The 13,577-nt window shown below is 50.9% G+C and carries 10 protein-coding genes and 1 riboswitch; of the genes, 9 read left to right on the forward strand and 1 reads right to left on the reverse strand.

Annotated elements, in window-relative coordinates; all coding sequences use genetic code 11:
• Positions 1-22: 22 nt before the first annotated feature.
• Entirely contained in the window at positions 23-2,593 is a 2,571-nt protein-coding gene (locus tag ABD852_RS20805; RefSeq protein WP_345032453.1) for a DUF4838 domain-containing protein, read from the reverse strand.
• A 199-nt stretch (positions 2,594-2,792) separates the two neighbouring features.
• Here ABD852_RS20805 and ABD852_RS20810 point away from each other — a divergent pair, with 199 nt between their 5' ends.
• The 9 genes from ABD852_RS20810 (at position 2,793) to ABD852_RS20850 (ending at position 13,546) form a co-directional block, all read left to right on the forward strand.
• Entirely contained in the window at positions 2,793-4,358 is a 1,566-nt protein-coding gene (locus ABD852_RS20810; RefSeq protein WP_345032455.1) for a calcineurin-like phosphoesterase C-terminal domain-containing protein, read from the forward strand.
• Between the two features lie 183 nt (positions 4,359-4,541).
• Positions 4,542-5,156: a Cj0371 family chemotaxis-regulating polar lipoprotein gene (locus tag ABD852_RS20815; protein WP_345032456.1), complete on the forward strand. Its 615-nt coding sequence runs from the start codon at positions 4,542-4,544 to the stop codon at positions 5,154-5,156.
• Between the two features lie 482 nt (positions 5,157-5,638).
• Complete coding sequence (locus ABD852_RS20820) at positions 5,639-6,811, forward strand: glutathionylspermidine synthase family protein (protein WP_345032458.1); 1,173 nt, start codon at positions 5,639-5,641, stop codon at positions 6,809-6,811.
• Between the two features lie 193 nt (positions 6,812-7,004).
• Entirely contained in the window at positions 7,005-9,044 is a 2,040-nt protein-coding gene (locus tag ABD852_RS20825) for a dienelactone hydrolase family protein (RefSeq protein WP_345032460.1), read from the forward strand.
• Positions 9,045-9,166: 122 nt separating this feature from the next.
• Positions 9,167-9,263, forward strand: a riboswitch (TPP riboswitch).
• An 84-nt stretch (positions 9,264-9,347) separates the two neighbouring features.
• On the forward strand, positions 9,348-11,795 hold the full coding sequence (locus tag ABD852_RS20830; protein ID WP_345032461.1) for a TonB-dependent receptor: 2,448 nt from the start codon (positions 9,348-9,350) through the stop codon (positions 11,793-11,795).
• 36 nt (positions 11,796-11,831) lie between these two features.
• Positions 11,832-12,071 carry a hypothetical protein gene (locus ABD852_RS20835; protein WP_345032463.1) on the forward strand — a complete coding sequence of 80 codons (240 nt, stop codon included), beginning with the start codon at positions 11,832-11,834 and terminating at the stop codon, positions 12,069-12,071.
• A gap of 125 nt (positions 12,072-12,196) precedes the next feature.
• On the forward strand, positions 12,197-12,364 hold the full coding sequence (locus ABD852_RS20840) for a hypothetical protein (protein WP_345032465.1): 168 nt from the start codon (positions 12,197-12,199) through the stop codon (positions 12,362-12,364).
• Positions 12,333-12,509 (forward strand): hypothetical protein, encoded by a 177-nt coding sequence (locus ABD852_RS20845; protein ID WP_345032466.1) that lies wholly within the window; start codon positions 12,333-12,335, stop codon positions 12,507-12,509. Before ABD852_RS20840 ends, ABD852_RS20845 begins: the two co-directional genes overlap by 32 nt.
• Positions 12,503-13,546 carry an MCP four helix bundle domain-containing protein gene (locus ABD852_RS20850; RefSeq protein WP_345032468.1) on the forward strand — a complete coding sequence of 348 codons (1,044 nt, stop codon included), beginning with the start codon at positions 12,503-12,505 and terminating at the stop codon, positions 13,544-13,546. Before ABD852_RS20845 ends, ABD852_RS20850 begins: the two co-directional genes overlap by 7 nt.
• Positions 13,547-13,577 lie beyond the last annotated feature (31 nt).

Consider the following 13,577-nt stretch of genomic DNA (forward strand, 5'->3'; position numbering starts at 1 on the left):
GGATTTTTCTCCCCCTGCTTTTTTATCTCGTTGCGGCGCTTTTCATGCTATTGTGAAATGCTTCCGTCGCCGGCTTCCCGGACTCCGAGAGGTGGGTAATACCTTCTCTTTCCACTATTTGATTGAACCGGTCATAGCTGCCGTCGTTAACTGCCATTGAAGGTGTCCGGCGGCATTTAAGATAGAGGGCCGGCAGCGCTGCCAGGTCAATCCGCCGGATGATTTCATCGTTATCGGCTACTTTATAGGCTTCGTCAAAGATCGCCAGCGACTCCTCAACAAACTTGTCCGAAAACATCCGGTCGACCGGCTCAAGGCCAATGCCCATGTGTGTATCCGGTTTGACAAGTGCCTGCAGGTTATCGAAGTATTTTCTGACAAATTCCCCTGCGCGGCCATAATAACCATACATGAAATCGTCAATCACCTGTTTCTCGTCGATGTCCGGGTTCCACAGGAGTTTTGAAATTACATAGGCGCGCAATTCGGCGAATTCCGCCCCGCGGCTCTGGTAGGCCGCCTGTTCCATAATGCCGATGGACTTGTTATTACGGAAAGTTTTGATGTTCGGTTTGAGGACCGCAAAATTCGGGAAAGGCATCAGGTAGTGCGAGAAACTGACGACATAATCCCAGATATACAAGTGCGGCGCCCGCCTGGACCAGGCCGTGAGGTCGTCCATAAAGGACTTGTTTTGCGGACAACTTTCAAAATCATGTGCAAAGCAGCATTCGATACTGCAGAACCTGACCACCACATTGTTGCGTGGCTTAATGTTTCTGGGGGCTGAGCGGGTGTACTGATAGGCGAGCGTGCCGATAAATTTATCAGGAAATTCCTTTTCTACTTCCTCCGCAACCTGGTTAACAAACCAGATCATAATGCCTGACTCGCTCCCTTCGCGTTTGACAATGGCCTGGCATTTGTCGCACTCGCATGGATTGTAATAGTCGTTTTGAGACACGTCATAGATGAGGTACCCCGGGTTTTCCCTGATTTTTTTCTTGATCCGTTCTTTCACGATGGCCAGCACCTCGGGATTGCTGAGGCAAAGCTGTGCGTTGTGAGAAACGCGCTTCCCTTCGAGAAGGCTGTAGTATTCAGGATGTTTTTCGAAAAATTCTTCGGGCGGTACCAGCGGGTAAAAGGTGTGTACCGACCAGTAGCTTTCTACTCCTCCCGGCTGATCCGGTATTCCCATGGATCCGTTCATTTTGTTGCGTGCCGCCCAAACGGGGTCGAACGCTTCATAGTAAAAATCGTTTCGGACTCTTATCCCGGCACGCTCGGAATGCCCGAAAGACAGATACTTCAGTTCTGACCTTTTGGGTACAACACTGACGGTCGGGGTGTACCAGCGGCAGCCTAATTCATTTTCGAGAAACGACATAACGCCATACAGGGTTCCCCGCTGTTTTCCGCCGTAGATCAGGATATCCGCGTCGCTGGAAGTGTACCAGTAGGTCTCGTCGCCGTCTGCCGGTGCCTTCACCCCGGTTTTTTTCCCGACTTCGGGATTGTACCCGACAATGATGCGCGGAGATTTACTCTTATCAAGCGGTACTATCGGGAAATCGGCATTGCTGATTTCTTTCAACCAATGCCTGAGCTCGTCGGCAGCCCATTTTTCGGACGGAGACGCGGTGGAAGCCAAAGCGATTGTATAGTCGGTGCGGCCTTTTGAAAAAAGGGTGCGCTCCTCTTTTATACCGGCGCTGAATTTTTGATGATAATGCAGCCTTTCTCCTGTTTTGAGCACAACATCAAAATGGGTGTGATAAGGCTGATACGACGGAGAGGATAATGAAATCGGGTCGAAATAACCCTGGGTGCGGGTGGTGTTCACAACTGTTTTACCGACAGCATTTTCGATTTTGACGGATACCTCACGAATCAAATGGCTGAGTACGGATGAGTGATAAGGTGAATTGAGCTTGATTTGCCCGTTTTTGAGCGGTTCGATGCTGAAAAAGTTTTCCCGTTTCGATAGTTCGTCCACAGAAAAAGCCGCCAGCCTGGCGCAGAACTCCCATTTATTTCCGAGTTGTTCAATCTTGAACAGGATCTGGTTGCGGCCCTTTTTCAAGGCGATCGGCACCCAGTCGCCGTCGATCCTGAGGCTTCGTTGCGTGATGTGGTCCCAGACCGGCTTGCCATTGACAAAAAGCGTACCTCCGTCATTGGTGCCAAAAACGATAAACAGGGTCTGATCCTTGTCGGACACCAGTTCCGCATAGGCATATGCGAGTACCGGCGCTTCTTTGGAGAGCTGGCTCCGCAGGTCAATTATAGAATCGTTCCCGGAAGCAAGCTTCCACACCGCCTGTCCCCCGGCGTAATTGACCACGTCGCCCGCTTTTACCCGGAGGTTCTCCTCACCGCCTGAAGACTTGAGGTAATCGGTTTCGTAGCCGGGAGAATGGTACCATCCGCGGGCCGATTCGTCTGCGTGGTGATTGAGGTGGATCGGGCCGCAAAGCAGCCACGATTTGATCCATTGGCCCGCTACTGCCGGCTGTTCATATTTTTGCTGGCTGTGCGCGGAAAGTTGAAAAAAGTACAGAAGGACCGTGACGAGAAGAATTCGTTGCATATGGAATAAGGGATTAGGCTGTCTGTTTTGGTTTATTACGGCCGGTCCGGACCAAGTTACTACTCACAATTTCATGTAAGCGTCATATTGAAGTAATCTGCCGGTATTTATTTCCCATTTTTATTTTTACCGGTAAAATGCCGGGTAAAACCGGTGAGGCGCCGGTTTATGTTAATAGCTTGATTAACTTGAATTTGCAATGAAAAATTTCGCATTACTGTTTTGTCTTTTTCTTTTTCAATCCTCTCTTTTTGCGCAGGAAAGCGCACAGGGCTATGTATTCCTGGATGCAAATGGCAATGGCACAAGAGACCGGAAGGAGCAGGGACTTGCCGGGGTATCGGTGTCCAACGGCAGGGATGTTGCCGTAACGGACGCAAACGGCCACTATTCGTTGAAAATTGGAACGGACGAAATTATTTTCGTTATCAAACCTTCCGGCTATCAGGTGCGGATTGACAGCAACAGGCAACCGAGGTACTTCTACGTGCACAAGCCGAACGGCTCGCCTGTCAGTAAATATGCCGCTTTTTCGCCTACCGGACCGCTTCCGGCATCAGTGGATTTCCCATTGGTGGAGCAACCCGAAGACGAAACCTTTACAGCACTGGTGTTTGGCGATCCGCAGCCTTATACCCTGGAGGAACTGGAATATTTTGCCCGTGGTATTGTAAAGGAAGTGGAGGGTGTGAAAAACGTGCAGTTCGGAATTAGCCTGGGCGATATCGTAGGTGATGATCTGAGCCTTCAGAAGCACTATACCGGGGTTATTGCCCGGGCGGGCGTACCCTGGTACAACGTCATGGGGAACCATGATATGAATTATGATGCTGCGGCCGATTCGCTGTCCGACGAGACGTTCGAGCGTAATTTTGGACCGGCGAATTATGCATTCAATTACGGGAAGGCGCATTTCATCGTCCTTGACGACATCTTATACCCCGATCCGCGCGACGCGAAAGGATATTGGGGCGGCTTCCGGCCGGATCAGCTCGCTTTCGTAGCCAACGACCTCAAAAATGTAGAAAAAGACAAGCTGATTGTACTGGCGTTCCATATCCCGATTGCAAATGCCGGGTCAGGCTTCAGGACCGAAGACCGCCAGCGTTTGTTTGACCTGCTGCGGGATTTTCCGAATGTTTTGGCTATGTCGGCACACACGCACCTGCAGCGCCAGAATCTTTACCATGAAAAAGACGGCTGGCACGGGAGTAAACCTTTCCATGAATTTAACTCGGGTACACCGTCGGGAAACTGGTACTCGGGAGAAATGACAAATGCCGGCGTTCCGGACGGGACCATGAGTGACGGTACCCCACGCGGTTATTCTTTCCTGCACATAGAAGGGAATCAGTATAAAATCGATTACAAGGTAGCCGGCAAGCCCGCCAGTTACCAGATAAGGATTCATGCACCCAAGGTGGTTCCGGCGGAAGGGAGGACTTCGGCTGCCATATACGCCAATTTTTTTATGGGAATGGCCGGGAACGCCGTACAATGCCGGATCGACAATGGCGCCTGGACAGAAATGGTCCATACCATAGAGCCTGATCCATATTACCTGCACCTGCAGCACCGGTACGACCATGCAGAAAGCTTGCTCTCCGGCAGAAGGCCCGGAACAGCGACAGATTGCATGCATTTGTGGAAATCCGGCATACCCGCCAACCTCGCGGAGGGTCCCCATGTAATAGAAGTAAAGGCTACCGACATGTTTGGGAGGACCTTTACTGAAAAGAAAATGCTTTGGGCCGAAAAGAGATAGGAGGTTTGTAGAATGGCTTCGCCGGTCACGGAGAAAATTCCTGGAATTTTGCTTGTTCACAGGCCGCTCATGTATTTTGGATGGCCGCTTATGCCCGTTTTACGGCAAAAACGGCTATATTTGAATACTTCCGTCTCTCGAGCGGAGGTTTCAAAGACTGAATTTTCACGATCAAAATCAGATATGGCGGTTATTAAAAAGGGCTTGGTTATCAGGAAAGTAAAGCACATCGGGATCAGCGGCGCATTTATTATGGCGTTGGGTGGAGCCGGCGTGCTGTTTACCGGATGTAATAAGGGAGGGAACCAGGAAGAAGAATACAGCTATGAGGAAGTGTCCTATACGAAAGGGGTAATCTCGCATATAAAAGAGGTAAAACCCGGGGAGTTTCAGATCACGGACGAAGAGAGTGTCCCGGCGTCGGATGCGAAAGCCATTGTCAGCTACCTGGATGGGCATACCGACACCCTGTCGGTGGAGACTTCCAAAGCTCTTATTGATAAGGAAATTGCTAATAGCGGCACTCAATACCACAGCAGTGGTCTGTCGAGCATGCTTCTCTATGGAGGGATGGGTTATATGCTTGGAAGCATGATGGGAAACAACCGCATCGCGCAGCAACGTGCTGCCTACCCCAATAACGCAGGTTTTTATGGGTCTCCTGCCGCTTATAACAAGGCGCAGGCCGCCCAGCAGGATGTAAGCGCATCCCGGTCGGTGAGAACCGTTAAATCGAGACCGACAAATAGTCGAAGCGGTTTCATGGGCGCGCGTGGCAGCCGGTCAAGCGGCGGATAGTCCTTTTTTACCACAGAGCTCACGGAGGGCACAGAGGTTTTCTCTGCATGAGTTTGCCGCTAAGGCTTTGTATTCCCGGCGCTCTCTGTGGTTTGTTATTTTACCACAGAGCTCACGGAGGGCACAGAGGTTTTTCTCTGCATGAGTTTGCTGCTAAGGCTTTGTGTTCCCGGCGCTCTCTGTGGTTTGTTTTTTTACCACAGAGCTCACGGAGGACACAGAGGTTTTTCTCTGCATGAGTTTGCCGCTAAGGCTTTGTGTTCCCGGCGCTCTCTGTGGTTTGTTATTTTACCACAGAGCTCACGGAGGGCACAGAGGTTTTCTCTGCATGAGTTTGTTGCTAAGGCTTTGTGTTCCCGGCGCTCTCTGTGGTTTGTTATTTTACCACAGAGCTCACGGGGGGCACAGAGGTTTTCTCTGCATGAGTTTGCCGCTATGGCTTTGTGTTCCCGGCGCTCTCTGTGGTTTATTTTTTGTTAGCTATGATAAAATTAAGATCTCTGTCACAATCGCCGGAAGGTTTTTTGAAAACACTGGGGTGGGACTGGATGTTGGGAACAGATACGCTCCCCTATGTAACCAGTGATGTGGTCTCTATCTCCGCGGAAACTGCAGAAAAATATTATGAAGGCGGAGAGCAGCTTTCTGAAATGCTTCGCGAAGCAGCCAAATATGCGGTGGACAACCATTTGTACCGGGAGATGGGTATTCCCGAGAACCTGGTAGATCTGGTCAGGTATTCCTGGGAAGACGAAAGGCACGTCCATCTGTACAGCCGGCTCGATTTGAGCTTCGACGCGAAGGAAAATCACGTAAAGCTCATTGAATGTAACGCTGATACTGCTACCTGTATCCCGGAAACTGCTATCGTCCAGTGGGCCCAGCTGAAATCAAACGGATTGGATGAAGACGGTCAGTTTAATACGCTGAACGAAGAATTAGTGGCTCGTTTTGAACACATCCGCGAGCTGAATAGCGACCTTACTCCTTCTATTCTTTTTTCCGCACTCCGCGATTATCCCGAAGATGACGCCAATGTCGGCGTGTTGATGGAAGCCGCAAAAGAAGCCGGGTTCGACGTCGCATTCGCCTATATCGATGAAGTCGATTTCTCCGAAACAGACGGTGTGTTTATGCATGACCCGTACAACGCGGCTTTCGTGCGGTTTGACTTCTGGTTCAAATTAATCCCCTGGGAGTTCATTGCAGGAGAGGAGAAGGAGTTGACACGAATTTTAACGTCTCTGGTAACTAAACGGAAACTGGTGGTGCTGAATCCGGCTTATACCCTTTTGTACCAGTCTAAATATTTGTTGAAAATACTGTGGGATTTGTATCCCTATCACCCGCTCCTGCTACAAACGGAAAGACATTCGATGCCGCACAAAAAATGTGTTTCGAAAGTTCTGTTTGGCAGGGAAGGAGCCAACATAAGTATCATCGAAAAGGGCGGCGATATTTTGGAATCGGTAGCCGGGGAGTACGGTAATCAGCCAAGGGTGTACCAGGAGTATTTTCCTTTTGAGACCGATACGGCCGGTTATACCTACCAGGCCGGCCTTTTCATCGTAAACGAAGCCTGCGCGCTTGGTTTTAGGCGCGGCGGTCAAATTCTTGATAATACTGCACAGTTCGTCGGACACATAATTGAGTAGTAGAAAAACTGCAGGTGACGAAGACTTTTTTTTAAACAAGGCGGGCCGGTACTCCGGCCCGCCTTGTTTTTGAGTGCGCGTTGAATTCCGATAACGTTACCGTTAATAAATTGTGTTCGCGCAAGAATGCAGTCTTCGTTCTTTCTGTAGTTTTATTTTTATTGTCACGATTACTAAGCCCGAAATAAAGCCTGTGAAAGAAATTCTTCTATCGACTGTATTGAGTATTACCTTGCTGAGCCCGGGTTGGGCCCGGCCGCTGCAGGGCGTATTGCCGGATTCGCTGCCTAAGGTTTTCAACGACGAAACAGATGTTCTTCATGCCCGCTACCGGCACCTTGCGCTGAATAGAAGCAAGGCACACCAGCTACCGGGCAATCTGGCGGCGTGGAAAGAACAGCGGAAGCGGCTGCGCGAAAATGTAATCGCTCGAACCGGTGTAAAGTTTTACGAGTCGCTGCCATTTAACCTGAAAGAGACAGGGAAATACCAGGGAAATGGTTACACCGTCAAAAATGTTTATTTCCAGACCCGGCCGGATGTCTACGCAACAGCAAATCTCTACGAACCCGAAGGTAAAGGTCCATTTCCTGCGGTGGTCATGATGATGGGACATTCCCGGGACGGCAAGCTGTATGAACCTTATCAGCTGGTAGGACAGTCGCTTGCCCGGGAAGGATATGTCGCGCTTTGCATCGATCCCTGGGGCGCCGGAGAGCGGGGTACTGTACACGGCGAGTTCGAGTATCATGGTGCAGCGCTGGGTGCATCGCTGCTCAATATCGGCGAAACGCTGATGGGGATGCAGTTGACCGATAATATACGAGCCGTGGATTTGCTGCGCTCATTGCCGAATGTGGACCGGGATAAAATCGGGGCAACCGGCGCAAGCGGCGGCGGTAATCAGACCATGTGGCTGGCAGCAATAGATGAACGGGTTAAAGCCGCAATGCCCGTGGTCAGTGTCGGCACTTTCGATTCATATATTATGGCACACAACTGTGTGTGTGAAGTGCTTCCGAAGGGACTGACTTTTACGGAAGAGTGGGGGGTATTGGGGTTGGTGGCGCCGAGGGCAATCAAGATGTGCAATCATAACCAGGAATCCAACCCGACTTTTTACCCGGCAGAAATGAAAAAAAGTCTTGCGAAAGCACAACCTGTTTTTGACTGGTATGGTGTTGGAAAGAACATCGGCTACGAGCTTTATGACCATCCCCACGGGTATTTTGCGGAGGACCGGGAGGCGCTTTTAGGCTGGATGGATTTCCATCTCAAGGGAAAAGGTGACGGCCGCCCGAGAAAAGAGCAGCAGGTATCCGCTCTGCCGGCCGGGCAACTTATGGTTTTTCAGGATGGGAAACGCGATCCCAAGGTTCAAAGTACCGAATCTTACAGTCGCTGGGCAGGGAGTGAGCTGAAGAAAAAGCTGATGGCGGAATCCGCTATCAATGCAGCCAAAAAGCGGTCTGATCTGTCGGCTCTGTTGGGGATTTCCGGAAAGCCGGCCATTGCCGTTTCTCAGAAAGCCGGTGAAACTGATGGTTGGAGCCGTGTCATACTGGAGACCGGGGATGAACGCCTGCTGCCCGTTCTGCTACGAAAGGGGAAAAACAAAGAATTCGTGGTGGTCGCACATGCCGAGGGAAAATCGGCGATACCCGCCTCTGGTCTGTCGTTACTCATGAAATCAGGGTCAGGGATTGCCGTAATCGATTTTTCCGGGACCGGGGAAGCGTTTTCAAAATCGTCCAATGGGTTCGATAACCTCAGCCGTCTGCATACCTATGGCCGCGCAGCGTTGTGGTTGGGCGGAACAGTAATGGGGAATTGGGCTGACGAGCTGGCTACGGTCGCGGATTGGCTGAGAAAAGAGCAAGGTGCTGCCGGCGTGTCATTTCACGGGTACAAGGAAGCCGGCCTCGCCGGAATTTTCCACGCAGCTACCGGCGGGAAGCTGAAGGAGGTACATACCTACGGAAGCCCGGCCAGCTATGTTTTTGATTCGGGGAAGGGGATAGAGCATTTTGGGGTGGGAGTTCACGTGCCGGGTATCCTCCAGTGGGGCGATCTTTCACTGGCGGCAGCACTAGGCCAATCTCCTGTATTCCTGCACAATCCGGTCACCCTCTCCGGAAGGGCACTTTCTTCTCCTGAAAAAGAGGAGGCTCAAAAAGAATATGCAGCGATGCGCACAAAGACGGGCGGCGGGGCAAAGGTCGTTATAGACTGATCGTCGTTATCTGTCGTTTATTAAAACTCCCGATGTCGCAACGACATCGGGAGTTTTTGTTTTCTCGCCGGTTCAAACCCCAAATAAAACTTGTTTCCTCCCGGATAACCTGTTTACTTTGTAGCGACTCAAAGGGGTGCCCAAAATAAACGGGCTGAGATCATACCCATACAACCTGATCCGGGTAGTGCCGGCGTAGGGACTGAGATCAATTGACAACAAAGCTCAATTTCTCAAAAGTATTATTGTTTAACCTAAGGATAGGTACGGCCCCTTGCCTGTTCGTTAACTTAGCTCATTTTTATGCGTAAAGTTGCGGCCTGTCTGATGTTCGTTTGCCTGATTGCGGGCAAACCACTTTTGGCCCAGAAAAATGTTTCCGGAAATGTTTCGGATGCAGAAACAAGACAGCCCCTGCCCGGGGCGACGGTAAAGGCCGGTCCGAGCCGGGGGACCACTACCGACGAGCGCGGCCGGTTTCACCTGAACAATCTCCTCCCCGATACGGAGACACTGGAAATCTCTTTTCTCGGGTTTTTGCCGGCCACCGTGCGGATTTCAGATCTGGAAAAATCCCCTGAAATTTTATTGAAACGGACCACTTTCACTGCCGATGAAGTCATTGTAAGCGCTACCCGGGTTTCGGATAAAACCGGGATGGCTTATACCAACGTTACAGCCGAGGCAATTCGCGGACAGAATCTTGGCCAGGATTTACCGGTTCTGCTGAATTTTACCCCCTCAATGGTTACTACCACCGACGCGGGCGCCGGGGTTGGATACACCGGTATGAGGATACGGGGCTCCGATGCCACGCGTATCAATATGACGATCAACGGTATTCCTTACAATGACCCTGAAAGCCAGGGCGCCTTCTTTGTCAACATGCCGGACTTCGCATCGTCCGTAAGCAGTATCCAGATACAAAGAGGCGTAGGAAGCTCCACCAACGGAGCGGGGGCTTTCGGGGCCACGGTAAATATCAACACCAACGAATTCCGGAGAGAAGCTTATGCAGAACTTGCCAATTCATACGGCTCTTTCAACACCTGGAAGAACACAGTCAAGGTGGGGAGTGGGTTGTTGAATGATAAATTTACAGTTGATGCGCGTCTGTCCAGAGTTAAATCGGACGGTTTTATAGATCGGGCAAGCTCCGATCTGAAATCATTTTACCTGTCGGGCGCTTATTACGGGAGGAAAAGCTACATCAGGGCCAACGTGTTTTCAGGGAAGGAACGCACTTACCAGGCGTGGAATGGCGTTCCCGAAGCCAAATACCGGAACAACCGGGAGGGTATTCTTGCCTTTATCGGCCGGAATGAGCTGAACGAACGTGACGCTCAAAACCTGTTGAATGCAAATCCCCGGACCTATAACCTGTACTGGTACGACAATGAAACCGACAACTATCAGCAGGACCAGTACCAGTTGCTTACTTCGCATACGCTTTCCAACCAGCTTACCCTTAACGTAAACGCGTTTTATGTAAGAGGCGCCGGTTATTACGAACAATATAAGGACAATGCCAAGCTCAGCAGCTACCTGTTGCCGCCGGTCGTGACGGGCAGTGACACCATCAAGCGAACGGACCTGATCCGCCAGCGCTGGCTGGACAATCACTATTATGGCACCACTTTCTCGCTCGACTACAACAATTTCAAAAAGCTGAACCTGAGCATCGGCGGCGGATGGAACCAGTTTGATAATGACCACTACGGAAAGGTAATCTGGGCCAGGTTTGCGAGTACAAGCGAATCAGGGTACAGGTACTATTCGGGGCGCGGGCTTAAAACAGATTTTAACCTGTACGCAAAAGCATATTATCAGCTAAGCACGGCCTTCAATGTGTACGGAGATTTGCAGTTCAGGTCGGTGGATTACACTGTGAACGGTACCGACAACGAGCTTTTAGAGCTGAATGTAGATACCCGGTCCCGTTTCTGGAACCCCAAAGTGGGTATTAACTACGATCTCGCCAATGGCGCCTCCGTCTATGCATCCTTCAGCGTCGGCAACCGCGAGCCAAACCGTAATGACTTTGTAGATGCCCGCCCGGGGGCAGTTCCCACCCATGAGACGTTGTACGATTGGGAGGCCGGGTACCGGGTCCGCTTAAACCGGGTTTCGTTGAATGCAAATGCCTACCTGATGGATTACCGCAATCAATTGGTGCTCACCGGCGCCGTAAATGATGTAGGAAGTTCGGTCCGGATGAACGTACCCAAAAGCTACCGTGCGGGAATTGAGTTGGAAGCCGGCTGGGCAATTACCAGCGACCTGAACTGGAACGCCAACGTTACCTGGAGCCAAAACAAGATCAATAACTTCACCGAGTACGTTCTGAACTATGAGACTTATGAACATGAAGCGGTTCATCACGGAAAAACGGATATTTCATTTTCTCCCAACGTGGTAACGGGCAGCCAGCTGCGTTACAAGCCTGCTTCGGGCTGGGAGCTGGCATTGCTTTCCAAATATGTCGGGAGTCAATACCTTGACAATACTTCTTCGGCAGACCGCCGGCTCGACGGCTACTTCACGAACGACCTCCGTCTTTCCTGGAAAGTAACGCCGAAGTGGGTCAAGTCGATTGAGGTGATCGGATTGATCAATAACCTGCTGAATACCAAATACGTTTCCAATGGGTATACTTACGGTTACCGTTCAGGAGCGGTACATACGCAGGAAGTGTTTTATTTCCCGCAGGCAGGCACCAACTTCCTTCTGGGTGTGAACCTGTCGTTTTAAGAAAGAAGTTTTTTGCGAAAACACCTTGTGCCGGAGATGACAAATAGATGTTGTCAGTGGAAGTCAATGGTAACCGGAGGCTACCGCCCGGACGGTCATCCTGTAGCGCATCTGCCGGATGGTCATCCTGAGAAAAAAGTTTTTTTGCGAAAACACCTTGTAACGGAGAAGACAAATAGATGTTGTCAATGGAAGTCTATGGTAGCCGGAGGCTACCACCCGGACGGTCATCCTGAGCGGAGCGCAGCGGAGTCGAAGGATCTCTTGTTGCTATAAAAAGCCCTCTGAAATGGATTGGGTGCAGGGAGATCCCTCCACTGCGGTCGGGATGACCCTCCGGTTGGTGCGGTGCCAAGCCTGTTGTTGTCAATGGTAGCGCATCTGCCGGATGGTCATCCTGAATGGAACGCAGTGGAACTGAAGGATCTCCTGTTGCTATAAAAAAGTCCTCTGAAATGGATTGGGTACTGGGACCGGGAGATCCCTCCACTGCGGTCGGGATGACCCTCCGGGTGGCGCACCCATCCGTAGTATTCAATGGTAGCGCATCTACCGGAGGGTCATCCTGAGCGGAATGTAGTGGAGCCGAAGGATCTCCTGTTGTTAGAAAAATCCTACTCAAAGGAACGGGTCCGGAGAGCGGGAGATTCCTCGGCTCCGCTCGAAATGACCCTCCGGTTGGAGCGGAGCCAAACCTGTTATTGTCAATGGTAGCGCATCTGCCGGATGGTCATCCTGAGCGCAGCGCAGCGGAGTCGAAGGATCTCCTATTATTAGGAAAATTCTATTTAAAGGATTTGGTGCAGGGACCGGGAGATCCCTCCACTGCGGTCGGGATGACCTCCGGGTGGTGCGGCGCCAAACCTGTTGTTGTCAATGGTAGCAGATCACGAACAGGCCGGCCGCCGGTTACCGAAGCTTTTTTACCCGGCTTCGGTAACCGGCGGCCGGTTTCGTACAAATCGCCTTTTTCGGTAGAGAAATTCCGGAGTTTAGTTGTAAAATATGCGGCTTTTTTATTAAAATTACTATTTGGTGGTCGTAGGTTCAGACAAAATTGTTCGGTGATGAAGTGGTCATTTGTGATTCAGCAAAAGGTGAAAGCGGCGTTGCTGCTCGGTGGGGTGATGGTAATGATCGTACTGATCAACGCATTGTCCAACTACAACATCAATGGGATAGCACGCTCCTTTACGTCCATTTACCAGGACCGGCTGATGCCCGCGATCGATATTATCCATCTGACGGAAAGCTTGTACACCAAACGCCTGCTCCTGGAAAAACACTTGCTTACCGAGGCACAGCGCGACCAGGTATCCCTCCAGGAGAAACTGGAGAAACACGATGAGAAGATAGATTCTCTCCTCGGGGCCTATGAAAAAACTTACCTGGTTGAGCAGGAGTCGAGGAGTTTCACAGCGCTCAAAAACAGGGTCACTGAGTATGCCCTTCTCGAAAAATCAATTCTCAATTTCAGCAATGCCGGCTTTATAAATGAGGGTATCGGTCTTTTTGAAGGCAAGGGCGGTGAAGTGTTCCAGCATACGATACTAAGACTCAATGAGCTGACAGCCATACAGCTGCGCGTGGGAGAAGAGCTGACCGAAGCGTCCTCGACTGATGTTTCGCTGGTCAGGTTATACTCAACCCTGCTTATTTTGACCGCGCTTCTGGTCGGGGGGCTGGTGCTGCACCTTATCTTCAGCTCGAAGATCGTCAATACCGAACGCAAGGGGTTCAACCTGAATTGATAAAAGACTCACGCTTGCCGATGCCGTGCTC

Origin of the sequence: Ravibacter arvi, assembly GCF_039540405.1 — a bacterium.
GTDB classification, from domain to species: domain Bacteria; phylum Bacteroidota; class Bacteroidia; order Cytophagales; family Spirosomataceae; genus Ravibacter; species Ravibacter arvi.

Coding starts and splice junctions, on each gene's coding strand:
- ABD852_RS20805 (WP_345032453.1), bottom strand. CDS start 2,593: ATGCAACGAATTCTTCTCGTCACGGTCCTTCTGTACTTTTTTCAACTT.
- ABD852_RS20810 (WP_345032455.1), top strand. CDS start 2,793: ATGAAAAATTTCGCATTACTGTTTTGTCTTTTTCTTTTTCAATCCTCT.
- ABD852_RS20815 (WP_345032456.1), top strand. CDS start 4,542: ATGGCGGTTATTAAAAAGGGCTTGGTTATCAGGAAAGTAAAGCACATC.
- ABD852_RS20820 (WP_345032458.1), top strand. CDS start 5,639: ATGATAAAATTAAGATCTCTGTCACAATCGCCGGAAGGTTTTTTGAAA.
- ABD852_RS20830 (WP_345032461.1), top strand. CDS start 9,348: ATGCGTAAAGTTGCGGCCTGTCTGATGTTCGTTTGCCTGATTGCGGGC.
- ABD852_RS20835 (WP_345032463.1), top strand. CDS start 11,832: ATGACAAATAGATGTTGTCAGTGGAAGTCAATGGTAACCGGAGGCTAC.
- ABD852_RS20840 (WP_345032465.1), top strand. CDS start 12,197: ATGGAACGCAGTGGAACTGAAGGATCTCCTGTTGCTATAAAAAAGTCC.
- ABD852_RS20845 (WP_345032466.1), top strand. CDS start 12,333: ATGGTAGCGCATCTACCGGAGGGTCATCCTGAGCGGAATGTAGTGGAG.
- ABD852_RS20850 (WP_345032468.1), top strand. CDS start 12,503: ATGGTAGCGCATCTGCCGGATGGTCATCCTGAGCGCAGCGCAGCGGAG.